Origin of the sequence: Citrobacter sp. Ce006, from assembly GCF_030336535.1 — a bacterium.
GTDB lineage: Bacteria > Pseudomonadota > Gammaproteobacteria > Enterobacterales > Enterobacteriaceae > Citrobacter > Citrobacter europaeus.
Genome location: NZ_JAOWDO010000054.1, coordinates 234683 through 258524, shown reverse-complemented (window position 1 = coordinate 258524; position 23842 = coordinate 234683). Strand labels below are relative to the sequence as shown.

General features: G+C 52.0%; 25 protein-coding genes. 20 read left to right on the top strand and 5 right to left on the bottom strand.

Annotated elements, in window-relative coordinates; genetic code table 11:
- Positions 1–5 precede the first annotated feature (5 nt).
- The 5 genes from eutB to eutR are packed head-to-tail and all read left to right on the top strand — an operon-like array spanning position 6 to position 4596.
- The gene (gene eutB, locus OGV94_RS02835) at positions 6–1367 is read left to right on the top strand and encodes an ethanolamine ammonia-lyase subunit alpha (RefSeq protein ID WP_005121914.1); all 1362 of its coding nucleotides are present in this window, start codon (positions 6–8) and stop codon (positions 1365–1367) included.
- A gap of 20 nt (positions 1368–1387) precedes the next feature.
- Positions 1388–2284, top strand: a complete 897-nt coding sequence (gene eutC, locus OGV94_RS02830; RefSeq protein ID WP_286522595.1) for an ethanolamine ammonia-lyase subunit EutC — start codon at positions 1388–1390, stop codon at positions 2282–2284.
- Between the two features lie 9 nt (positions 2285–2293).
- The gene (gene eutL, locus OGV94_RS02825) at positions 2294–2953 is read left to right on the top strand and encodes an ethanolamine utilization microcompartment protein EutL (protein ID WP_047409614.1); all 660 of its coding nucleotides are present in this window, start codon (positions 2294–2296) and stop codon (positions 2951–2953) included.
- Positions 2954–2964: 11 nt separating this feature from the next.
- Positions 2965–3495 (top strand): ethanolamine utilization microcompartment protein EutK, encoded by a 531-nt coding sequence (gene eutK, locus OGV94_RS02820; RefSeq protein WP_087050907.1) that lies wholly within the window; start codon positions 2965–2967, stop codon positions 3493–3495.
- A 48-nt stretch (positions 3496–3543) separates the two neighbouring features.
- The gene (gene eutR, locus OGV94_RS02815; protein ID WP_043017145.1) at positions 3544–4596 is read left to right on the top strand and encodes an HTH-type transcriptional regulator EutR; all 1053 of its coding nucleotides are present in this window, start codon (positions 3544–3546) and stop codon (positions 4594–4596) included.
- A 99-nt stretch (positions 4597–4695) separates the two neighbouring features.
- Here the strand turns inward: eutR and hemF are convergent, their stop codons facing one another.
- On the bottom strand, positions 4696–5595 hold the full coding sequence (gene hemF / locus OGV94_RS02810) for an oxygen-dependent coproporphyrinogen oxidase (RefSeq protein WP_100194642.1): 900 nt from the start codon (positions 5593–5595) through the stop codon (positions 4696–4698).
- Between the two features lie 2 nt (positions 5596–5597).
- Complete coding sequence (gene amiA, locus OGV94_RS02805; RefSeq protein ID WP_003038046.1) at positions 5598–6467, bottom strand: N-acetylmuramoyl-L-alanine amidase AmiA; 870 nt, start codon at positions 6465–6467, stop codon at positions 5598–5600.
- 212 nt (positions 6468–6679) lie between these two features.
- Between amiA and OGV94_RS02800 the strand changes: the two genes are divergently transcribed.
- The 6 genes from OGV94_RS02800 (at position 6680) to OGV94_RS02775 (ending at position 12378) form a co-directional block, all read left to right on the top strand.
- Positions 6680–7105 carry a GNAT family acetyltransferase gene (locus tag OGV94_RS02800; protein WP_003038048.1) on the top strand — a complete coding sequence of 142 codons (426 nt, stop codon included), beginning with the start codon at positions 6680–6682 and terminating at the stop codon, positions 7103–7105.
- Positions 7092–7541, top strand: coding sequence for a DUF2919 domain-containing protein (locus OGV94_RS02795; RefSeq protein ID WP_047409620.1), 450 nt, complete (start codon positions 7092–7094; stop codon positions 7539–7541). Before OGV94_RS02800 ends, OGV94_RS02795 begins: the two co-directional genes overlap by 14 nt.
- 59 nt (positions 7542–7600) lie before the next feature.
- Positions 7601–8176: an RpoE-regulated lipoprotein gene (locus tag OGV94_RS02790; RefSeq protein WP_221922785.1), complete on the top strand. Its 576-nt coding sequence runs from the start codon at positions 7601–7603 to the stop codon at positions 8174–8176.
- Between the two features lie 93 nt (positions 8177–8269).
- Positions 8270–9169 carry a porphyrinogen peroxidase gene (gene yfeX, locus OGV94_RS02785; protein WP_047409623.1) on the top strand — a complete coding sequence of 300 codons (900 nt, stop codon included), beginning with the start codon at positions 8270–8272 and terminating at the stop codon, positions 9167–9169.
- Positions 9170–9622: 453 nt separating this feature from the next.
- Positions 9623–10999 carry an argininosuccinate lyase gene (gene argH / locus OGV94_RS02780; RefSeq protein WP_043017140.1) on the top strand — a complete coding sequence of 459 codons (1377 nt, stop codon included), beginning with the start codon at positions 9623–9625 and terminating at the stop codon, positions 10997–10999.
- A gap of 62 nt (positions 11000–11061) precedes the next feature.
- A complete protein-coding gene (locus OGV94_RS02775) occupies positions 11062–12378 on the top strand; it encodes an anaerobic C4-dicarboxylate transporter family protein (protein ID WP_047409640.1) in 1317 nt (438 codons plus the stop codon).
- A 123-nt stretch (positions 12379–12501) separates the two neighbouring features.
- On the opposite strand, the gene OGV94_RS02770 is transcribed toward OGV94_RS02775, so the two are convergent.
- A complete protein-coding gene (locus OGV94_RS02770; protein WP_043017138.1) occupies positions 12502–13818 on the bottom strand; it encodes an anaerobic C4-dicarboxylate transporter family protein in 1317 nt (438 codons plus the stop codon).
- Positions 13819–13962: 144 nt separating this feature from the next.
- On the opposite strand from OGV94_RS02770, the gene OGV94_RS02765 reads away from it, so the two are divergent.
- The 7 genes from OGV94_RS02765 (at position 13963) to cysM (ending at position 20533) form a co-directional block, all read left to right on the top strand.
- Positions 13963–14619, top strand: a complete 657-nt coding sequence (locus OGV94_RS02765; protein WP_043017137.1) for a FadR/GntR family transcriptional regulator — start codon at positions 13963–13965, stop codon at positions 14617–14619.
- A gap of 173 nt (positions 14620–14792) precedes the next feature.
- On the top strand, positions 14793–15584 hold the full coding sequence (gene ucpA / locus OGV94_RS02760; protein ID WP_047409642.1) for an SDR family oxidoreductase UcpA: 792 nt from the start codon (positions 14793–14795) through the stop codon (positions 15582–15584).
- A 157-nt stretch (positions 15585–15741) separates the two neighbouring features.
- Complete coding sequence (cysP, locus tag OGV94_RS02755; RefSeq protein WP_043017135.1) at positions 15742–16758, top strand: thiosulfate/sulfate ABC transporter substrate-binding protein CysP; 1017 nt, start codon at positions 15742–15744, stop codon at positions 16756–16758.
- Complete coding sequence (cysT, locus tag OGV94_RS02750) at positions 16759–17592, top strand: sulfate/thiosulfate ABC transporter permease CysT (protein WP_003038061.1); 834 nt, start codon at positions 16759–16761, stop codon at positions 17590–17592. It begins immediately after the preceding gene.
- Positions 17592–18467 carry a sulfate/thiosulfate ABC transporter permease CysW gene (gene cysW / locus OGV94_RS02745; protein WP_043017134.1) on the top strand — a complete coding sequence of 292 codons (876 nt, stop codon included), beginning with the start codon at positions 17592–17594 and terminating at the stop codon, positions 18465–18467. The genes cysT and cysW overlap by 1 nt, the downstream gene beginning before the upstream one ends.
- Positions 18457–19554 (top strand): sulfate/thiosulfate ABC transporter ATP-binding protein CysA, encoded by a 1098-nt coding sequence (gene cysA / locus OGV94_RS02740; protein WP_047409650.1) that lies wholly within the window; start codon positions 18457–18459, stop codon positions 19552–19554. The genes cysW and cysA overlap by 11 nt, the downstream gene beginning before the upstream one ends.
- Positions 19555–19621: 67 nt before the next feature.
- On the top strand, positions 19622–20533 hold the full coding sequence (gene cysM / locus OGV94_RS02735; protein WP_286522543.1) for a cysteine synthase CysM: 912 nt from the start codon (positions 19622–19624) through the stop codon (positions 20531–20533).
- A gap of 81 nt (positions 20534–20614) precedes the next feature.
- Here the strand turns inward: cysM and OGV94_RS02730 are convergent, their stop codons facing one another.
- Positions 20615–21331 (bottom strand): type 1 glutamine amidotransferase, encoded by a 717-nt coding sequence (locus OGV94_RS02730; RefSeq protein WP_100194640.1) that lies wholly within the window; start codon positions 21329–21331, stop codon positions 20615–20617.
- Between the two features lie 13 nt (positions 21332–21344).
- Positions 21345–22637, bottom strand: a complete 1293-nt coding sequence (ptsJ, locus tag OGV94_RS02725; RefSeq protein WP_087050903.1) for a MocR-like B6 salvage transcription factor PtsJ — start codon at positions 22635–22637, stop codon at positions 21345–21347.
- Positions 22638–22719: 82 nt separating this feature from the next.
- Here ptsJ and pdxK point away from each other — a divergent pair, with 82 nt between their 5' ends.
- Both pdxK and OGV94_RS02715 read left to right on the top strand, forming a co-directional pair.
- Entirely contained in the window at positions 22720–23586 is an 867-nt protein-coding gene (gene pdxK, locus OGV94_RS02720; protein WP_047409657.1) for a pyridoxine/pyridoxal/pyridoxamine kinase, read from the top strand.
- Positions 23583–23822 (top strand): cytoplasmic protein, encoded by a 240-nt coding sequence (locus OGV94_RS02715; protein WP_213732802.1) that lies wholly within the window; start codon positions 23583–23585, stop codon positions 23820–23822. The genes pdxK and OGV94_RS02715 overlap by 4 nt, the downstream gene beginning before the upstream one ends.
- Positions 23823–23842 lie beyond the last annotated feature (20 nt).

Below are 23842 nucleotides of genomic sequence, written 5' to 3'. Positions count from 1 at the left end.
GACTTATGAAACTAAAGACCACATTGTTCGGCAATGTTTATCAGTTTAAGGATGTTAAAGAGGTGCTGGCAAAAGCCAACGAACTGCGTTCGGGGGATGTGCTGGCAGGGGTAGCTGCAACCAGTTCACAGGAGCGCGTGGCGGCCAAGCAGGTGCTGTCGGAAATGACGGTGGCGGATATCCGCAATAACCCGGTGATTTCCTATGAAGAAGACTGCGTGACGCGTCTGATTCAGGATGACGTCAACGAAACGGCCTATAACCGCATCAAAAACTGGAGCATCAGCGAACTGCGCGAGTACGTGCTGAGCGATGAAACCTCCGTGGATGACATTGCGTTTATGCGCAAAGGGTTAACGTCAGAAGTGGTCGCAGGCGTGGCAAAAATTTGCTCCAACGCGGATCTGATCTACGGCGGTAAGAAAATGCCGGTGATCAAAAAGGCCAACACTACCATTGGTTTGCCGGGCACCTTTAGCTGCCGTTTGCAGCCTAACGATACCCGTGATGACGTGCAGAGTATTGCCGCACAAATCTACGAAGGGCTGTCCTTCGGCGCGGGCGATGCGGTGATCGGCGTTAACCCGGTAACGGATGACGTGGAAAACTTAAGCCGCGTACTGGATACCGTGTACGGCGTCATCGACAAATTCAACATTCCGACCCAGGGCTGCGTACTGGCGCACGTTACCACCCAGATCGAAGCGATTCGTCGCGGCGCGCCGGGCGGGCTGATTTTCCAGAGTATCTGCGGCAGCGAGAAAGGCTTAAAAGAGTTCGGCGTTGAGCTGGCTATGCTGGATGAAGCACGTGCAGTAGGGGCTGAGTTTAACCGCATCGCCGGGGAAAACTGCCTGTACTTCGAAACCGGGCAAGGGTCTGCGCTCTCTGCTGGCGCTAACTTTGGTGCCGATCAGGTGACGATGGAAGCACGTAACTACGGGCTGGCGCGCCACTACGATCCGTTCCTGGTGAACACCGTGGTGGGCTTTATCGGGCCGGAGTATCTGTACAACGACCGTCAGATTATTCGCGCGGGTCTGGAAGATCACTTTATGGGCAAGCTGAGCGGTATCTCAATGGGCTGTGACTGCTGCTACACCAACCATGCTGATGCTGACCAGAACCTCAACGAAAACCTGATGATTTTGCTCGCCACCGCTGGCTGCAACTACATCATGGGCATGCCGCTCGGTGACGACATCATGCTCAACTATCAGACCACCGCGTTTCACGATACCGCCACCGTCCGTCAGTTGCTGAATTTACGGCCGTCGCCGGAGTTTGAACGCTGGCTGGAAACCATGGGCATTATGGCAAACGGTCGCCTGACCAAACGGGCGGGCGATCCGTCACTGTTCTTTTGATGACGCGGGGATGACACATGATGGATCAAAAGCAGATTGAAGAAATTGTACGTAGCGTGATGGCATCAATGGGGGAGTCGCAGGCTCAGGCTCAGACGCCGTCAGCACAAGCAAAATGCAGCACCACGCAGTGCGCCGCGCCGACTGGTGAAAGCTGTGCGATGGATTTAGGCTCCGCCGAAGCCAAAGCGTGGATTGGCGTTGAGGATCCGCATCGTGCAGATGTGTTGACCGAACTGCGTCGTAGCACCGCAGCGCGCGTATGTACCGGCCGTGCCGGTCCTCGCCCGCGTACTCAGGCGTTGTTGCGTTTCCTTGCCGACCATTCGCGTTCGAAAGATACGGTCTTAAAAGAAGTGCCGGAAGAGTGGGTAAAAGCTCAGGGGCTGCTGGAAGTGCGCTCGGAAATCAGTGACAAAAATCTGTATCTGACGCGTCCGGATCTGGGGCGTCGTCTGAGTGCGGAAGCCATTGAAGCGCTGAAATCACAGTGTGTAATGAATCCGGATGTACAGGTAATTATCTCTGATGGCCTGTCGACTGATGCTATCACCGCCAACTACGAAGAGATCCTGCCGCCGCTGTTGTCGGGCTTAAAACAGGCCGGATTGAAGGTTGGGACGCCATTCTTTGTTCGCTATGGTCGCGTGAAAATCGAAGATCAGATCGGCGAACTGCTGGGCGCGAAAGCGGTGATCTTGCTGGTTGGGGAACGTCCGGGCCTTGGCCAGTCTGAAAGCCTTTCCTGCTATGCCGTCTATTCGCCGCGTGTGGCGACGACCGTTGAAGCTGACCGTACCTGTATCTCGAACATTCACCAGGGCGGTACGCCACCGGTTGAAGCGGCGGCGGTGATTGTGGATTTGGCCAAGCGCATGCTGGAGCAAAAAGCATCCGGCATCAATATGACCCGTTAAGGAGGCATCATGCCAGCATTAGATTTGATTAGACCTTCAGTCACCGCAATGCGCGTGATTGCCTCGATAAATGACGGTTTTGCCCGTGAACTTAAATTACCGCCACATATACGTAGCCTCGGACTCATCACAGCAGATTCTGATGACGTGGCGTATATTGCTGCAGACGAAGCGACAAAACAGGCAATGGTCGAAGTGGTTTATGGCCGCTCGCTGTATGCCGGCGCGGCGCACAGTCCCTCTCCAACCTCGGGCGAAGTACTGATTATGCTCGGAGGGCCAAACCCGGCCGAAGTTCGCGCAGGTCTGGACGCGATGGTGGCCAATATTGAAAGCGGCGCGGCGTTCCAGTGGGCGAATGACGCAGAAGATACCGCTTTCCTGGCGCATGTGGTTTCGCGTACCGGGTCGTATCTTTCGGCTACCGCAGGATGCCGACTTGGCGATCCGATGGCGTATCTGGTGGCGCCGCCGCTGGAAGCGACATTTGGCATTGATGCTGCGCTGAAATCTGCCGATGTACAACTGGTGACCTACGTCCCACCGCCGTCAGAAACTAACTACTCGGCCGCGTTTTTGACCGGGAGCCAGGCCGCTTGTAAAGCTGCATGTAACGCCTTTGCCGATGCCGTTCTGGATATTGCCCGTAATCCAGTCCAGCGCGCGTAAGAGAGGTTGTGATGATCAATGCACTGGGATTACTGGAAGTGGATGGCATGGTGGCTGCTGTGGATGCGGCAGATGCCATGCTGAAAGCCGCGAATGTGCGTCTGCTTAGCCACGAAGTGCTCGATCCTGGCCGGTTGACGCTGGTGGTGGAAGGCGATCTGGCGGCGTGCCGCGCAGCGCTTGATGCCGGCAGCGCCGCCGCAGCGCGTACGGGCCGTGTTATCAGCCGTAAGGAAATAGGCCGGCCGGACGATGACACCCAGTGGCTGATCGGCGGTTTTAAGCGCCAGCCGAAGAAACCAGAACAGAAGCCAGAAGTGAAAGCAGACGTAAAGGCAGAGAAGACGCAGGACGCCCCGTTGACGCCTGAGTCCTCTGAGCAACTTCTGACGCTGTTGGCATCGGTCCGTCAAGGAATGACGGCAGGGGAAGTGGCTGCCCATTTTGGCTGGTCACTTGATGAAGCCAGAAGGGCGCTGGAACAGCTCTTTTCTGGCGGAGCGTTGCGTAAACGCAGTAGTCGCTATCGCTTAAAAAACTAACCTGTCGGAGGGCCGGGGGCTTCGTTGAAGCTTCCGGCTTAAAAGATCATGAAAAAGAAACGTACTGCAAACCTGCACCATCTTTATCATGAAGCATTACCCGAAGACGTTAAACTTACGCCGAAAGTGGAGGTGGACAACGTTCACCAACGGCGAACAACGGATGTGTATGAGCATGCGCTGACGATTACCGCATGGCAGCAGATCTACGACCAGCTGCATCCGGGAAAATTTCATGGCGAGTTCACGGAAATCCTGCTCGACGATATTCAGGTGTTCCGTGAATACACCGGACTGGCACTACGTCAGTCGTGTCTTGTCTGGCCGAACTCCTTCTGGTTTGGTATTCCGGCCACGCGCGGCGAACAGGGATTTATTGGCACCCAGTGTCTCGGTAACGCTGAAATTGCCACCCGACCTGGCGGGACGGAATTTGAACTGAGTACACCGGATGATTACACCATTCTGGGTGTCGTTATTTCGCAAGAGGCGATTGCCCGCCAGGCCAACTTCCTCCACAACCCGGAAAGAGTGCTGCATATGCTGCGTAACCAGTCGGCGCTGGAGGTAAAAGAGCAACATAAAGCTGCGCTATGGGGCTTTGTGCAGCAGGCGCTGGCGACATTTAGCGAGAATCCGGAAAACCTCCATCAACCTGCGGTACGCAAAGTGCTGGGCGATAACCTGTTGCTGGCGATGGGCACAATGCTGGAAGAAGCGCAGCCGATAATCACGGCCGAGAGCATCAGCCATCAGAGCTATCGTCGCCTGCTGTCGCGTGCGCGCGAGTATGTGCTGGAAAATATGTCAGAGCCGCTGACGGTACTCGACTTGTGTAATCAACTTCACGTCAGCCGTCGGACGCTGCAAAACGCTTTTCATACGATACTCGGAATTGGTCCGAACGCATGGTTAAAACGTATTCGTTTGAACGCCGTGCGTCGCGAGCTGATAAGCCCATGGTCGCAAAGCGCGACGGTAAAAGATGCCGCCATGCAGTGGGGATTCTGGCATTTGGGGCAGTTTGCCACCGACTACCAGCAATTGTTTGCGGAGAAACCGTCGTTGACGCTACATCAGCGTATGCGCCAGTGGGCTTGATGACACTATTGTGCCGGATGCGACGCTTTGCGTCTTATCCGGCCTACGGGGCTGTGCCGTTGTAGTTGTAAGCCTGAAAAGCGTAGGGCTATCAGGCAATTACACCCAGTCGCGGACCTGTATAAACTCGCTAAGGGCGGCTTCCGGGCTGTTCGCTTCCGGCTGCCAGTCATACTCCCAGCGCACCAGCGGCGGCATCGACATCAGAATCGATTCCGTACGCCCGCCGGTCTGTAAACCAAATAACGTGCCGCGATCCCACACCAGATTAAATTCCACATAGCGCCCGCGACGATAGAGCTGGAAATCGCGCTCGCGCTCGCTCCAGCTCATCGCTTTGCGGCGTTCGACGATCGGTAGATACGCCTCGGTGTAACCTTGTCCTACCGCCTGCATAAAGGCGAAACAGTGGTCGAAATCCGGCGTATTCAAATCGTCAAAAAACAACCCGCCGATGCCGCGCTGTTCGTTACGATGCTTGAGGAAGAAGTAGTCATCGCACCACTTCTTGTAACGGGGATAAACGTCATCACCGAACGGTTGGCACAGATCCCGCGCCGTGCGGTGCCAGTGAACCGCATCCTCATCAAAGCCGTAGTAGGGCGTTAAGTCAAAGCCGCCGCCAAACCACCAGACCGGTTCAGCGCCCGGTTTTTCCGCAATAAAGAACCGTACATTGGCATGACTGGTCGGAATGTAGGGATTCTGCGGATGCACCACCAGTGAGACGCCCATGGCTTCAAAGCTGCGCCCGGCAAGCTCCGGGCGATGCGCGGTAGCCGAGGCCGGCATTGCCTCGCCGTGGACATGGGAGAAGTTAACGCCCGCTTGCTCGAAAATACCGCCGTTACGTAGCACCCGACTGCGACCGCCGCCGCCCGCTTCGCGCTGCCAGTTATCTTCAACAAACTCAGCGCCATCTACGGCGGATAACTGCTGGCAAATATTATCCTGCAGGCTGAGCAGGAACTGTTTTACGCGCTGTGCATCGGGCTTCATGGTTAACGTTTCTTCGAGTGTGCTTTCTGGTTATCAAACCAGTGGAAATAGCTGATGATGCCATTGGCGATAGCGGTGGCGATTTTCTGGCGAAATGCCGCCGTACCCAGCAGACGTTCTTCTTCCGGGTTGGTAATGAACGAGGTTTCGACCAGTACCGACGGAATTGATGGTGATTTTAACACCACGAAGGCGGCCTGTTCGGTGCTGCGACTGTGCAGACGGTGTACCGGCTTGATCTTCTTAAGAATATGCGAACCTAACGTCAGGCTATTTTTAATGGTGTCAGTTTGCACCAGATCGAACAGCACCTGCTGCAGCAAATGGTCTTTGTCGGTGGCCTTCTTTCCGGCCACTTCATCGGCCCGGTTTTCACGATCGGACAGATACTTCGCCATGGCGCTACTGGCGCCGCGATTGGATAACGCAAAGACTGAAGCACCTGCCGCGCTTGGGTTGGTAAATCCGTCGGCGTGGATCGACATGAACAGATCGGCGCCATGTTTATGGGCGATCTCGACGCGATCGTAGAGCGGAATAAACGTATCGCCGGAGCGGGTCAGGCGTGCATCAATCCCCTGGTTGCGTAGAATCGAGCGCACGTTTTTGGCAATTGCCAGTACCACATGCTTTTCCTTCGAGCCATTGCGACCAATTGCGCCGGTATCAATCCCTCCGTGACCCGGATCAAGAACAACAACGCGCTTAGCGCCGGATTTTTTCGCTTTCGGTTTGCTGTGGCCATTGCTGGTCTTAAGCGCTTCTTCTTTAGCGATGGCTTGCGACATGCCTGACAGCGTCAGGGCGGCCAGCCCGGCTTTCAACACCTGGCGGCGCGATGTGAGTGTTTTTAGTGGTTTAAAAGTGCTCATACGGCCTGAGTTGTAAAAAAAAGGTTCTAAACGTTATATCGTATCGCGTTGTCCGTTGCGACGGATCGGGATAAGAATTGTTTTACTTTTCATTTCAATACGTGACAATTCCGTATTATGCCATTTTTTCCGCCGCTTCGCGTCAGATATTGGCTAAATCAGCCGTTCGCGCCATAATCGCTTTTTAACGTCCTGAAAAGGTAACCAATACCATGGAAATACGCGTTTTTCGCCAGGAAGATTTCGAAGAGGTGATCACCCTCTGGGAGCGCTGTGATTTGCTGCGTCCATGGAACGACCCTGAAATGGACATCGAACGTAAAGTAAATCATGACGTCAGCTTGTTCCTGGTTGCTGAAGTGAACGGCGAGGTGGTCGGTACGGTGATGGGCGGATACGACGGGCATCGCGGCTCGGCCTATTACCTGGGCGTGCATCCTGAGTTTCGCGGCCGCGGCATCGCCAATGCGCTACTGAACCGGCTGGAGAAAAAGCTCATTGCCCGCGGTTGTCCGAAGATTCAAATCATGGTGCGTGACGATAACGACGTTGTACAGGGCATGTATGAGCGTCTGGGTTATGAGCATGCGGATGTACTCAATCTGGGTAAGCGCTTGATCGAAGATGAAGAGTACTGAGTTTCATCCGGCCGACTATGACGGTCATGGGCGTCTGCGCCTGCCTTTTCTGTTCTGGTGCGTACTGCTGTTGCAGGCGCGCACCTGGGTTCTGTTCGTGATTGCCGGTTCTTCACGTGAACAAGGCAACACGTTGCTGAATCTGTTTTATCCCGATCATGACGCATTCTGGTTGGGATTGCTTCCCGGCGTTCCCGCGGTGCTGGCGTTTTTACTCAGCGGGCGACGCTTTGCGTTTCCGGTGATATGGCGCTGGCTGCGCGGATTACTGATCCTCGCTCAGTTGGTGCTGTTGTGCTGGCAGCCGGCGATGTGGCTGGCAGGCGATCCGGTCAACGGCGTCGGGCTGGCGCTGCTGGTAGCGGATATTGTCGCGCTGATTTGGCTATTAACCAATCAACGCCTGCGCGCCTGTTTTTCCTTTGAGAAAGAATGACGGCACTTTTCTTTGAAACCGGACTCCAAGCAACGTTGATAAATAAGGAAGGAAGTGAAATGAAATCACTGCGTTTGACTTTATGCGCAATGCCGCTGCTACTGACCGGGTGTTCAACGTTGTCGTCGGTAAACTGGTCTGCCGCCAATCCGTGGAACTGGTTTGGTTCTTCAACGCAGGTCACTGAGCAGGGCGTCGGCGCGTTAACGGGCGCGACGCCGCTGGATGAAAAAGCCATTGCTGATGCGCTGGACGGTGATTACCGCCTGCGTAGCGGGATGAAGACCGAAAACGGTAATGTGGTGCGCTTCTATGAAGCGATGAAAGATGACAAGCTGGCGATGGTCATCAATGGCAGCCAGGGAACCATCAGCAGAATTGATGTATTGGACAGCGCTATCTCGTCCTCCGCGGGTGTTGAAATGGGTACACCGTTTAGTGACCTTTACACTAAAGCTTTCGGTAATTGTCAGAAAGCAACCGGAGATGACAGCGCGGGCGTAGAGTGTAAAGCTGAAGGAAGTCAACATATTAGCTATGTCTTTTCTGGTGAGTGGAGCGGGCCTGAAGGCTTAATGCCGTCTGACGACACGTTGAAAGCATGGAAAGTAAGCAAAATTATCTGGCGGCGTTAATTTGCGTCTGAACAAATCAGCTTGTTAAAAAAACAGGTAGAATAGCGCCCAACAATGCCACGATGTCGTGGCATCTTTTTTTCAGGAGGAACAATGTCTCAGGTTCAGAGTGGCATTTTGCCAGAACATTGCCGTGCGGCGATTTGGATTGAAGCCAATGTTAAAGGCGATGTTGAGGCCCTGCGAGCGGCCAGCAAAATCTTCGCCGATAAGCTGGCGACCTTCGAAGCTAAGTTCCCGGACGCGCATCTGGGCGCGGTTGTCGCTTTCGGCAACAATACCTGGCGTACGCTGAGCGGCGGCGTTGGCGCAGAAGAGTTAAAAGACTTTATCCCTTACGGTAAAGGCCTGGCGCCAGCCACCCAGTATGATGTGCTGATCCATATTCTCTCTTTGCGTCATGATGTGAATTTCTCCGTCGCGCAGGCGGCAATGGAAGCATTTGGCGACTGTATTGAAGTCAAAGAAGAGATCCACGGTTTCCGTTGGGTTGAAGAACGCGATCTCAGCGGCTTTGTTGACGGTACGGAAAACCCGGCAGGCGAAGAAACGCGCCGTGAAGTTGCCGTTATCAAAGATGGCGTGGATGCTGGCGGCAGCTATGTGTTTGTGCAGCGTTGGGAACATAACCTGAAGCAGCTTAATCGCATGAGTATCCATGACCAGGAAATGATGATTGGTCGTACCAAAGAAGCCAACGAAGAGATCGACGGTGATGACCGTCCGGTCACCTCTCACCTGAGCCGTGTCGATCTGAAGGAAGACGGTAAAGGACTGAAAATTGTGCGCCAGAGCCTGCCATACGGCACCGCCAGCGGCACGCACGGTCTTTACTTCTGCGCCTATTGCGCCCGCCTGCACAACATTGAACAACAGCTGTTGAGCATGTTTGGCGACACAGACGGTAAGCGCGACGCGATGCTGCGTTTCACCAAACCAGTGACCGGTGGCTATTACTTTGCCCCATCGCTGGATCGTTTATTGAGCCTGTAATTTTTGTGCCAGATGGCGGCGTCAGCGCCATCTGGTAAAAAATAGCTATTCCCCAAGCCACACAACGTCTGCCATGTCGATAATGCACCCGCATTGATGCTGTCCCTTGAAAATCTCTCCCCAAGTTCAGTGCTATTAACCTGCCAGTTTATTCGTATAACAACAGTATTAAATGCCACTATTTAGAATCAATAAGCTATTAATAATAATTTATTACTTTAAAAATTCTGAATATATCTGAAATAAAACATGATTTAAATGTGATAAAGATCTGATTTTTTCGCGTTATTCATAAAAATAAACACGCTAATAAGTATAATTAATGTATGTATAAATTGATTTAATAGCTTCATTTGTTGACAATTAAAATGACAGTCTTGTAATCTGAAAATGACCGAAAAATAACGGAATTTTTATTTAACTATTTTGCAACAAAAACTCCCTGGAGGTTTTATGTCTACAAAATTATGGGGTGGGCGCTTTGATATGCCTACAAATAAACTGGTTGAATCCTATAACGCGACAATTATGTTGGAACAACGTCTCTGCCCTTTCGATATTCAGGGGAGTATTGCTCATGCCACTATGTTGGGCCGTCAGGGAATTATCACGCAGGATGAAGCGAATAAGATTATTGCTGGCTTAAGACAAGTAGATAAAGAGATTAAGGAAGGGCAGTTCGTTTTTGATACCGTTGATGAAGATATTCATATGGCGATTGAGAGACGTATGACAGAAATAATTGGTCCTGTTGGCGGGAAGTTACATACAGGCCGAAGTCGTAATGACCAAACGACTGTTGATTCTAAAATGCATATGAGATCAACTATTCGGGAAATTCAGCAGGATATCGTTAATCTGCAAAAAGTTATTATCAGCAAAGCTGAAAATAACATTAATGCGATTATGCCCGGTTATACTCATTTGCAGACCGGGCAGCCCATTCTTCTGTCGCACTGGATAATGGCATATTATTGGATGTTACGCCGTGACTGGACCCGTTTTGAAGACCTTTATCAACGCATGGGGGAATGCCCTTTAGGTTCAGCGGCCCTTGCTGGTACAACTTTTCCCATTGATCGTGATTTCACGGCTCAAGAGCTTGGTTTTGACAAGCCGACTGAGAATAGTATTGATTCTGTCAGCGATCGCGACCATATGGTTGAATTCACTGCTGCAGCGGCTATGTGTTTTATGCATCTTACCCGTTTGTCTGAAGAGCTGGTTTTATTCTCAAGTCAGGATTTTAAATTTATTGAGCTTTCAGATGATTTCTGTACCGGCTCCAGCATTATGCCACAGAAGAAAAATCCCGATGTGGCCGAAAAAATGCGTGGTAAAGGTGGGCGTATGTACGGAAATCTAATGGCGATGCTGACCATCATGAAAGGTATTCCTCTCGCCTACAATACTGATATGAGTGAGGATAAAGAACAGGTCTATGACTCTATGGATACCTTACAGACCAGTTTGAAAATTATGGCGCCGATGCTCGAAAAAATGGTTATTCTCTCAGAGAATACTCGCAGCGCAGCAGCGAGAGGTTTTTCAAACGCGACCGATATGGCTGACTACCTGGTTCGTAAAGGAATCCCTTTCAGGGAAGCTCACCATATTGTTGGCAGTGCTGTTAATTACTGTATAAAACATAGAAAAATGTTGGAAGAACTTACCCTGGATGAATTCCATTCATTTGATGATAAGATTGATAATGATATTTATGAGAGTATATCTCTCGAAGCATGTATTAAATCAAGAATGTCTTATGGTGGAACTGGCACTGACGCTGTTAAAAAACAGATCGAAGTTGCTAAATCATATTTAAACTAATCCTGAGCATAATAATTAATATCTCCCGGATGCAATATCCGGGAGATGCTTAGAGGTGAAAAATGGATGCTTTATTTTTTATACAATTATTAATTGTACTCGCCTGTATTGGTATAGGCGGGCGTTATGGTGGAATGGGGCTTGGTGCTGGTGGAGGACTTGGCGTTGCAATATTAGTTCTGGGCTTTGGACTTAAACCCTCCACACCATCTATTACTGCAATGTTAATTATTATTTGCGTGATTGGCGCTGTCAGCGTATTACAGGCCGCTGGAGGACTTGATTATCTTGTGCGTGTGGCTGAAAAATTACTGCGTAAAAAACCACAGGCTATTACTTTTGTTGCCCCAATATTAACTTCCATATTTACACTATTCTGTGGCACTACTTACGTTGCTTTCTCTTTGTATCCGGTTGTCGCTGAAGTTGCTGCTGAAGCAAAGGTCCGTCCGGAGCGAGCGTTGTCCGCAACGGTTATTGCGGCCAGTGTCGCGGTTGCAGCCAGTCCGATGAGTGCGGCAACCGCGGGGATGCTGGCAATCCTGCATGAATATGCTGGGATTACTCTTGGGCAAATACTGACAATTGCTCTCCCTTCATTCTTTTTGGCTGCTATTGTTACCAGCTTTTCGGTTTATAAACGCGGAAAAGAGCTGGAGGACGATCCGGAATTTCAGAGGAGAGTAGCCGCTGGCGAATATGAGTTCATGCATACTGAGCAGAAAAAAGAATATGTTGCTACGGCCGGCGCTAAAAAAGGCGTTGTGATCTTTGCGATTGGCGTAGTACTGGTGCTTATTTTAGGTTCTTTTACAGGGTTACTCCCTTCCTGGGATGGAAAAAGACTGTCAACCCCAATGGTTATACAGATGATTATGTTGACAGCAGCTTTGTTTATTATGATCGTCAGTAAAGTACCAAGCAGTAGCTTGAATAGCGGCTCAGTCTTCCGTGCTGGTTTAATGGGGGTGGTGGCAATCCTTGGCGTTTCATGGATGACTGCGACGTTTTTTGATGCCTATCAGCCAGAATTGATTAAGGTCTTTGGTGGCATTGTAAATGGCGCTCCAATGCTATTTGGTGTGGTTGTATTCTTGTTCTCTCTGGTCATTATGAGTCCTGCGGCGACGGTAGCTGCCATCATGCCACTTGGTGTTACCTTGGGTATACCAGCCCCGTTTCTTATTGCTATTTTTGCCTGTACCTGTGGTGACTTCATTATACCGGGAGCAAATCAAATCGGTTGTGTTGCATTTGACCGAACAGGTACCACAAAGATTGGACGCTTTGTTGTCAACCATAGCTATATTCGTCCGGGCTTTGTCATGGTCATCTCTCAGGTAATTTTTGCTTATCTAATTGCTCAGGTTGTTCTGTAAAGTACGTTCTGTGGAAAGCTGCAGTGGCGATATTCAAAAATGAGTAATGGGCATCCTCTCTGAACTCGTTCAGGGGGATGCCATGAAGAAAAGGGATTACCACAATTAACGAGCTCTCTCGCTCTACATCAGCATTCTGGAAAAAAGGAAGCAAAAAAGGGTTGATGCTACAACGGTAACAAGGCCTGGTAGCATGTAGCTGTGATTAACCACATACTTGCCAATTCGAGTTGTCCCGGTTCGATCAAACGCCACACAGCCGATCTGTGCCCCTCCAGGAATAATGAACGATCCACAAGTAAGCGGGAGCAGGGCGACCAGGGTTTCTGCCGGATATCCCATTAACACGCCAGCGGGGAGTAGCGCTACAGCAGTTGCAGCTGGGCTATAAATTACAGCAGAAAGGCCAAAAACAATAATGCCAAACAATACGGGATTCTGAAAACCGTGGAAGGCAGTGTTAAATAATTCGTGCCATGCCTCAAAGAAGGAGTTCATCATCCATGACAGACCAAATATGGCGACGACACCTACAAGACCTGCTTTAAAAACTGAACCTGAATCTAGTTTTGATGGAGAAATTCGACACACCATCATAATAATACATGCTGTTGTCAGCATAACTATTTGCAGTGTGGTTGGGATACTCATACGTTCCATTCCGCTACCGTTATTCCACTGTGGACGTAACTCAGGAATTGAACCCATAAGCACCACCAGAATGATACCGGTAAGGAAAATCAGCAATCCTCTCTTCGCTTCTTTTGTCACTATATTGGCGGTTCGCTCTTCAGCTTTTACTGATTCAAACTCACCTTCAGCAACCCTGCGTTGGAATTCCGGATCGTTTTTAAGCTCATGACCTCTTTTAAAGACGAAAAGGCAGCCGACAATACAGCCCAGGAACGTTCCGGGAACGGTGACCAACAAGATATCTAAAGCAGAGACATGTAAGCCAGCAAGGACAGCAATTGTCCCTGTAACGACCGCACTGACTGGGCTGGCAATGAGCCCAAAATTGGCAGCGATTACTGACATAGACATGGCCCTTTCTGGCCGTACCCTGGCATCTGCTGCAATTTCAGCAATTACTGGATAAACGGAAAAGGCAACATACCCTGTTCCGCAGATAGCAGTAAAAAGGTAAGCGACAGCTGGGCCGAGAAAAGTGATAGCGCCTGGCCACTTTCTGAGGATCCGTTCTGCCATCGTAACGAATAAATCAAGCCCACCAGCCGCCTGGAGGATTGTGATGCATGTGATAACCGCAAGGATAATAGAAATAACAGTAATAGGAGGTGAGTCGGGGGGGAGCCCAAAACCAAAAGTCAGGATAGCGAGCCCCAACCCGCCAGCAGCCCCGAGGCCAATCCCGCCAAAACGCCCGCCTATACCGATACATATCAGTACTATCGCAAACTGAGTTACGAATAACACCATAATTAATTCCTTTTTATTAACAAATGACCTGATATAATTTGAATAATAGGGGCTATAATCTTACCATAACAGTATATTAAGCAATCTAACTTATTAGATTATTTATACTCATGATTTTTACAGCACTTTAATCAGAGAGTGTTTATGGATAACAAAAACGAACTGTTTGAAAGCATTAAAAATTATCTGCTTGATGATGCTAACCGCAATGCTGATGGGCGCATTGAAACTGAAACTGAACTTGCTGTTCGTTTTAATACATCAAGATATAAAGTTCGTCAGGCGCTCAGTACGCTGGTACAGATGGGAATGCTTGAACGTTCTCCCCGCCGTGGTAGCGTCTTGAAAAATTTGGAACAGCACAATATAAATCACCAGTTGTTAATGCAGTTTGATTTGTCCGGGTTTGATATCACGGAATTTACAGAGGCAAGGATCCTGATTGAGTGTGCGATTATCCCTCTGGCAACGCGTAGAATCTTCCCGGCAATGCTCTCCAAACTTGAAAATGAGCTAAGGCTTATTGAAGAAAATGCGGATAACCCCCTGGTGGCCGATCGTCACGATAGAGATTTTCATTTGCTCTTGCTACAGGCGAGTGGCAATCGAGTGCTGCAGGTTTTCTCAGATGTCCTGATTACTTATTTTGAGAAAACAAGGGAGTCGTTACCTGCGAACGATCGTCAGTATTTTCTTGATACGGCGACAAAGCAGAGGGAAATACTGCTTCATATTAAGAAAGGGGACGCGCAGATGGCGTCGGAGTTGATGAGAGCACATTTGCTGGAAAAACGGCTGTAAATCTTCTGATAACGTAGTCAGAACATGTTTGCTGTTGGGTCCCCGCATCGTCGGGGATTTTTTTACCTGAGATTAACCTGATTTAGTGAGCTATTCCTCAGCACTAATTTGTTATTGCTGTATCTTCTGCGTGAATGAAGTGAACGCTTCATATTCAAAAGGAGAATATTGAAATGGGAAAACTCACGGGCAAAACAGCATTGATTACGGGCGCATCTCAGGGTATTGGCGAAGGGATTGCCAGAACGTTTGCCCGCCATGGCGCGAACTTAATCCTGCTGGATATCTCCGATGAGATTGAAAAACTGGCGGATGAATTGGCTGGGCGTGGACACCGTTGCACAGCCGTTCATGCTGACGTCAGAGATTTTGCGTCGGTAGCGGAAGCGGTAAAACGCGCGAAGAAAATCGAAGGCAAAATCGATATTCTGGTCAACAATGCGGGCGTCTGTCGCCTCGGCAACTTCCTTGATATGAGCGATGAAGATCGCGATTTCCACATTGATATTAACATTAAAGGCGTCTGGAACGTGACGAAAGCCGTTCTGCCGGAGATGATTGCGCGCAAAGACGGGCGCATCGTGATGATGTCATCTGTGACTGGAGATATGGTTGCCGATCCGGGCGAAACGGCTTATGCGTTGTCGAAAGCCGCAATTATCGGTTTGACCAAATCCCTGGCGGTCGAATACGCGCAGTCCGGCATTCGCGTGAATGCCATTTGCCCGGGCTACGTTCGTACGCCGATGGCGGAAAACATCGCTCGTCAGTCTAATCCGCAGGATCCGGAATCCGTATTAGTCGAAATGGCGAAAGCTATTCCGATGCGCCGTTTGGCCTGCCCGCTTGAGGTCGGCGAACTGGCGGCGTTCCTGGCATCGGATGAGTCCAGTTATTTAACTGGCACGCAAAACGTGATTGATGGCGGCAGCACTTTGCCTGAAAGCGTAAGCGTCGGCGTCTGATTGATGCCGGTCTCCTCCCCATGTGCTGGGGAGGAGGTACCCCTTATTCTCTTTTCAACTTTCAAATCATCAAACGGTATATAAAACCGTTACTCCTTTAGCACTGGTTATAAATATGATGACCATAAGAAAGTCATTTAATTTATAAGGGTGCGCAATGGCCGTTAACTTACTGAAAAAAAGAACCCTGACGCTGGCAGCAATGCTGTTGCTGGTGGGTCAGGCGCAGGCAACGGAACTGCTGAACAGTTCATACGATGTTTCCCGCGAACTGTTTGCCGCCCTTAACCCGCCGTTCGAACAGCAATGGGCGAAGGATAACGGCGGTGACAAACTGACGATTAAACAATCTCATGCCGGGTCATCAAAACAGGCGCTGGCGATTCTGCAGGGACTGAAAGCCGATGTGGTGACCTATAACCAGGTGACCGACGTACAGATCCTGCATGACAAGGGCAAACTGATCCCCGCCGACTGGCAAAGCCGTCTACCGAATAACAGTTCGCCATTCTATTCCACCATGGCGTTTTTGGTGCGTAAGGGTAACCCAAAAAATATCCACGAATGGAGCGACCTTGTTCGCCCGGACGTGAAGCTGATTTTCCCGAATCCGAAAACCTCCGGGAACGCGCGTTATACCTATCTGGCAGCGTGGGGTGCGGCAGATAAAGCGGATGGGGGCGATAAAGCCAAAACCGAACAGTTTATGACCCAGTTTCTGAAGAACGTGGAAGTGTTTGATACCGGTGGTCGCGGCGCAACGACCACCTTTGTTGAACGCGGTCTGGGTGATGTGCTGATCACGTTTGAATCGGAAGTGAATAACATCCGTAAACAGTATGAAGACCAGGGCTTCGAAGTCGTGGTGCCGAAGGTCAACATTCTGGCGGAGTTCCCGGTGGCCTGGGTAGATAAAAATGTCCAGGCCAACGGTACTGAAAAAGCGGCAAAGGCGTATCTGAACTGGCTGTACAGCCCGCAGGCGCAGACCATCATCACGGATTACTACTACCGGGTGAATAACCCGCAGGTGATGGACAAGCTGAAAGACAAATTCCCGCAGACCGAGTTGTTCCGCGTGGAAGACAAGTTTGGCTCGTGGCCTGAGGTAATGAAAACGCACTTTGTCAGCGGCGGTGAGCTGGACAAACTGTTGGCGGCGGGGCGTAAGTAAATGTTTGCTGTTTCTTCCCGACGCGTGCTGCCCGGCTTTACCTTAAGCCTGGGCACCAGCTTACTGTTTGTCTGCCTGATATTGCTGCTGCCGCTAAGCGCGCTGGTGATGCAATTGGCGCAAATGAGCTGGGCGCAATACTGGGATGTAATTACCAATCCGCAGGTGGTAGCGGCTTATAAAGTGACGCTGCTGTCAGCGTTTGTGGCATCGATTTTTAACGGCGTGTTTGGCTTGCTGATGGCGTGGATCTTAACCCGCTATCGCTTTCCGGGCCGTACGCTGCTGGATGCGTTAATGGATCTGCCGTTTGCGCTGCCTACGGCTGTGGCAGGCCTGACGCTGGCATCGCTGTTTTCAGTCAACGGTTTCTACGGCGAGTGGCTGGCGAAGCTGGATATTAAGGTGACCTACACCTGGCTCGGCATCGCAGTGGCGATGGCGTTTACCAGCATTCCGTTCGTGGTGCGTACCGTACAGCCGGTTCTGGAAGAGTTAGGCCCGGAATATGAAGAGGCGGCGGAAACGCTCGGCGCCACCCGCTGGCAGAGCTTTCGTAAAGTGGTGCTGCCGGAGTTGTCTCCCGCGCTGGTGGCGGGCGTTGCGCTGTCGTTTACCCGAAGCCTCGGTGAGTTTGGCGCGGTTATCTTTATCGCCGGGAACATCGCATGGAAAACGGAAGTGACCTCGCTGATGATTTTTGTTCGCTTGCAGGAGTTTGACTACCCAGCCGCCAGCGCGATTGCTTCTGTGATCCTCGGGGCGTCGTTGCTGCTGCTGTTTTCAATTAACACCCTGCAAAGTCGCTTTGGTCGACGCGTGGTAGGTCACTGATGGCAGACATTACCCAATTGAAACGCTATGGCGCACCCCGCATCAACTGGGGTAAATGGTTTTTGATCGGCACGGGCATGCTGGTCTCCGCCTTTATTTTGCTGGTGCCGATGATTTATATCTTCGTGCAGGCGTTCAGCAAGGGGTTGATGCCGGTATTAAATAACCTGGCTGACCCGGACATGCTGCATGCCATCTGGCTGACGGTACTGATTGCGCTGATTGCGGTGCCGGTGAACCTGGTGTTTGGTGTGTTGCTGGCCTGGCTGGTGACTCGCTTCAACTTCCCCGGCCGTCAGCTGTTGCTGACGCTACTGGACATTCCATTTGCCGTTTCGCCGGTGGTCGCCGGTCTGGTCTATCTGCTGTTTTACGGCTCTAACGGTCCGCTTGGTGGATGGCTGGATGAGCACAACCTGCAAATTATGTTTGCCTGGCCGGGGATGGTACTGGTGACGGTATTCGTGACCTGTCCGTTTGTGGTGCGCGAACTGGTGCCGGTGATGTTAAGCCAGGGCAGCAATGAAGATGAAGCGGCTGTGTTGCTGGGCGCGTCCGGCTGGCAGATGTTCCGACGCGTTACGCTGCCAAATATTCGTTGGGCATTGCTGTACGGCGTGGTGTTGACCAACGCGCGTGCGATTGGCGAATTTGGCGCGGTGTCGGTGGTTTCCGGCTCGATTCGGGGTGAAACCTTGTCGCTGCCGCTACAGATTGAATTACTGGAGCAGGACTACAACACGGTCGGCTCCTTTACCGCCGCGGCGCTATTAACGCTGATGGCGATTATTACCCTGTTTTTGAAGAGCATGTTGCAATGGCGTCTGGAGAACCAGGAGAAACGCGCGCAGCAGGAGGAAAACCATGAGCATTGAGATTGCCAATATTAAGAAGTCTTTTGGTCGCACCCAGGTGCTGAACGATATCTCGCTGGATATTCCTTCAGGTCAGATGGTCGCGCTGCTGGGGCCATCCGGCTCGGGAAAAACCACGCTGCTGCGCATTATTGCCGGACTGGAGCATCAGTCCAGCGGGCATATCCGTTTTCACGGTACCGACGTCAGCCGATTGCACGCCCGCGACCGTAAGGTGGGGTTCGTGTTCCAGCACTATGCGCTGTTTCGTCATATGACCGTTTTCGACAACATCGCTTTTGGCCTGACGGTCCTGCCACGGCGTGAGCGCCCGAATGCGGCGGCCATCAAAGCAAAAGTGACCAAACTGCTGGAAATGGTTCAGTTGGCTCATCTGGCGGACCGTTTCCCGGCACAGCTTTCCGGCGGGCAAAAGCAGCGTGTGGCGTTGGCGCGTGCGCTGGCGGTAGAGCCACAGATCCTGCTGCTCGACGAGCCGTTTGGCGCGCTCGATGCTCAGGTGCGTAAAGAGCTGCGTCGCTGGCTGCGCCAGTTGCATGAAGAGCTGAAGTTTACCAGCGTGTTTGTGACCCACGATCAGGAAGAAGCGACGGAAGTTGCAGACCGTGTGGTGGTGATGAGTCAGGGCCATATCGAACAGGCCGATGCGCCGGATCAGGTATGGCGCGAACCGGCTACTCGTTTCGTCCTGGAATTTATGGGTGAGGTTAACCGCCTGCAGGGGACGATTCGCGGTGGACAGTTCCACGTGGGCGCACATCGCTGGCCGTTGGGCTACACGCCAGGCTATCAGGGACCGGTGGATCTGTTCCTGCGCCCGTGGGAAGTGGATGTCAGCCGTCGTACCAGCCTGGATTCGCCATTGCCGGTTCAGGTGCTGGAAGCCAGCCCGAAAGGACACTACACCCAATTAGTTGTGCAACCACTGGGGTGGTATAACGAACCGTTGACGGTGGTCATGCAGGGCGATAATTCCCCGAGCCGCGGCGAACGTTTGTTCGTTGGACTGCAAAATGCGCGTCTGTATAACGGCGACCAGCGTATTGAAACGCGTGAAGAGGAACTTGCCCTGGCGCAATCTGCCTGATAGGTTAATTTGCATAGTTATCGCCCGGTGGCGCTACGCTTACCGGGCTTTTTTACGAGCTGAAAACGTGAACACATTAGAACAAACAATTGGCAATACGCCTCTGGTGAAATTACAACGTCTGGTGCCGGATAACGGCAGTGAAATTTGGGTCAAGCTGGAAGGCAATAATCCCGCGGGTTCGGTGAAAGACCGTGCCGCGTTGTCGATGATCGTCGAAGCGGAAAAACGCGGAGAAATTAAGCCTGGCGACGTGCTGATTGAGGCGACCAGCGGTAATACCGGAATTGCGCTGGCAATGATCGCCGCGCTGAAGGGTTACCGCATGAAGCTGCTGATGCCAGACAACATGAGTCAGGAACGCCGTGCGGCGATGCGTGCTTATGGGGCTGAACTGGTTCTGGTGACCAAAGAGCAGGGGATGGAAGGGGCGCGCGACTTAGCCTTTGAGATGGCGCAGCGTGGAGAAGGTAAACTGCTCGATCAGTTCAATAATCCTGATAACCCGTACGCGCACTACACCACCACCGGACCCGAAATCTGGCAGCAGACATCAGGCCGTATCACGCATTTCGTTTCCAGTATGGGAACTACAGGCACGATTACCGGCGTGTCGCGTTTTCTGCGCGAGCAGGAAAAACCGGTCACTATCGTTGGCTTGCAGCCGGAAGAGGGCAGCAGCATTCCTGGCATTCGCCGCTGGCCAGTAGAATATATGCCGGGTATTTTTAACGCTTCGCTGGTGGATGAGGTGCTGGATATTCATCAGAACGATGCGGAAAACACCATGCGTGAACTGGCCGTGCGTGAAGGTATTTTTTGCGGTGTCAGTTCTGGCGGCGCGGTAGCGGGCGCGTTACGCGTGGCGCGCGCGACACCGGGGGCAGTGGTGGTAGCGATCATCTGCGATCGCGGCGATCGCTACCTTTCGACCGGCGTTTTTGGTGAAGAGCACTTTAATCAGGGGCTGGGAATTTAACTTGTTGGCCTGATAAGCGCAGCGCCATCAGGTAACTGCCTGGCACGATGGCCGGATAATGTTTTATCCGGCCAGGGATGATTAATCGTTACGTTTTTCCACCAGCTTATCAAGGAATTGCCACAGCTTCTCATTCATCTGCTGGTAATCACAGGCGCGCATCTCTTCCACAGAGCGGATGAAGCGTTTCCCTTTGGCTTCGGCAAGTTCTTGCTCAGAGTGCTGAATTAATCCTTCTACCGCTTCGGCGTTAAACTCCATATGGCACTGAAAACCATAGATGAAATTACCGTATTGCACGATTTGTCGCGGGCAGCCCTCGCTTGCGGCAAGAATTATCGCCTGGTCGGTTAACCCTGGCATGTCATTGTGCCAGTGACCGACGGTGAGCGGTGAGCCGAAATGGTTGAATAACGGATGCTGTTGGCCTGCCTCGGTGAGGACGATCGGGTAGTGACCTATCTCTTTTTCCGGACTTTGGCACACCTTCGCGCCCAGCGCTTCACCGATTAACTGCGACCCCAAACAGATCCCCACCACGATTTTTCGTGCCGAAATCGCCTGGTTAATCAGATGCTGCTCGGCCTGAGAGTCAAAGTATGGGCACTCTGCCAGCGTGGTGCGGGGTGACTGCGGGCCGCCAAATACCACCAGCATATCGAAGCCATCGGCATTAGCGGGGACCGTTTCTCCGGCGTAAACGCGTGACCAGGTGATGGTATAGCCGCGTGATTCGGCCCACGGCAGGTACGCGCCAGCAGATTCGAAAGACTCATGAATAACAAAATGAACTCGCACTTTTTCTCTCCTGTTAGCGCTTTAGCGCCTGATGAATATCAGCCGCCAGCTTGTTAATGTCGCTGTCAGTTAAGGTTGACAGCGTAATGCGCAGGCCGTGCGCAGGCGTATTGACGCCAAACACTTCGCCTTCACGTACCAGCCAGCCAGATTTTGCCAACGCAAAAGCGGTCGCCTGGCTGTTATTTTCCAGCGGTAGCCATAGATTCAGCCCGTCACCGGCGGGCAGATCAATGCCATGTTGGCGCAGAGCCGCTGCCAGTTTTTGTTGCTGGGCAGCGTAAAACTGCTGAGTTTGCGCCAGCGTATATTGATACGTCTCGTCACTCAGGCAGGCGCAGGCTAAATCCTGGAGCAGATGGCTGACCCACTGACTGCCGGAGTTGAGCCGTAAACGCAGTTTTCCGGAAGTGAGCGGATCGCTGGTCACAATGGCCAGGCGTAAATCCGGGCCTAACGTTTTTGACATCGAGCGGACAACCGCCCAGTGTGTGGTTTCCTTAGCTATCACCGGATACCAGCGGCAAGCGGACAGCAGCGCAAAGTGGTCGTCGACAATCACCAGCGTTTGCGGATAGCGAGCCAGGATTTCCTGCAATTGCACCGCGCGGGATGCGCTCAGACTGCATCCTGTGGGGTTGTGCGCGCGCGGCGTCAGAATCACCGCCCGCGCGCCTTTCTGAAGCGCGGTTTCCAGCATGTCTGGCTGCATGCCTTCGCGGTCAACGCTGACCGGACTGGCGGAGAAACCGGCATAGCGCAGCATGTTTATGCTACTCAAAAAGCACGGATCTTCTACGGCAACGCTGTCGCCAGGCAGTAAATGGGCACACAGCAGCCGCTCAATGGCATCAATGGCGCCACTGGTGATATCAATTTCACCCTTGCAAGGCATTACATCCTGCATCCACTGCGCGGCCCATGCTTTAAGTCCTGGCGAGACGGCAGCATCACCATACAACCGCGGATTCTTATTTATCTTCGCGAAATAACTACTCAGATCGGGAAGACGCGAGGGCGCAGGATTACCGCCGGAAAGATCGATAAGCGGGGTATCCGGATCACCGCCTTCCAGCGCAACGGGGGCAGAAATTTCTTTGATCACCGTGCCATTGCGTCCCAGACTTTGTGCCAACCCGGAGGTGACCAGGCGTTTATAAGCCGCTGCGACAGTATTGCGGTTGACGTTTAATGCCGTTGCCAGTTCACGTACTGGCGGTAACGTTTCGCCCGCTGCCAGCGTGCCTGTAGCGACATGTTGACGAATACTGTCAAAAATCTCGCTAGCGGTTTTTCCGTCGATCATTATTGACCTATGACAAAATGAATTTTAGCATATGACGATAATAGTGAGGCGTAAGCCCGCTGTCCAGCGAGAGGAGAAATTTATGGAGCAGGGGAGTGATATTCAGTCGGTACTCTTCGACGACAAGCATCGGGCGTTACAGACCGATATCGTCGCCGTCCAGTCACAGGTGGTGTATGGCAGCGTAGGCAACAGCATCGCTGTTCCGGCCATTAAGGCGCAGGGATTACGCGTGACGGCAGTCCCTACGGTGCTGTTCAGTAATACCCCGCATTATGAAACCTTTTACGGCGGCGTTATTCCGCCCGACTGGTTTAGCGGTTATCTCCGCGCCTTAAATGAGCGTGATGCTTTACGCGAGCTAAAGGCGGTGACCACGGGCTATATGGGGAGCGCGGAGCAAATCGCCTTGCTGGCGCAGTGGCTGGAAACGGTGCGGGCTACGCATCCGGCACTGTGCATTTTGGTCGATCCGGTTATTGGCGATACGGACAGCGGCATGTATGTGAAAGCTGAAATTCCGCAAGCTTATCGCAAGCACCTGTTGCCGCTGGCTCAGGGGCTGACGCCGAACGTGTTTGAGCTACAAATGCTGAGCGGAAAACCGTGTCGTACGCTTGATGAAGCTATCGCGGCGGCACAATCGCTGCTCACCGACACGCTGAAATGGGTGGTGATTACCAGCGCGCCGGGGGATAGCGAAGAGATTATTAACGTTGCGGTGGTGACGGCTGAAACGGTTGAGGTGCTGGCCCACCCGCGGGTGAAAACGGATCTGAAGGGGACTGGCGATTTGTTCTGTGCTGAGCTGGTGAGCGGTATTGTGTTGGGTAAAGCGCTGACGACCGCGACGCACGACGCCGCACAGCGGGTGCTGGACGTGATGACGTGGACCAACCTGTGCGGTTGTGATGAATTAATTCTGCCACCGGCAGGGGAGGCGCGATGAAAAGTTACCGGCTGGTGGTTCGCCAGAATGGGCGTATGGTTGGACATTTTGACACCAGCGGGGCTGCAGCGCTGGAAGATATCTGCGTGGCGCGGGCGATGTTTGGTATTAAGGGTGGCTACGATTGTGAACTGTTAGTGGCGGATTCGGAACGACGGATGTTGGAAAGCGGGCCGGAGGGAATGAAAATCCTGATGCGCGAAGCGTGTTACCGACCGGTCATCTCACAAATTTAACGCTTTTCAGACCTATAAAA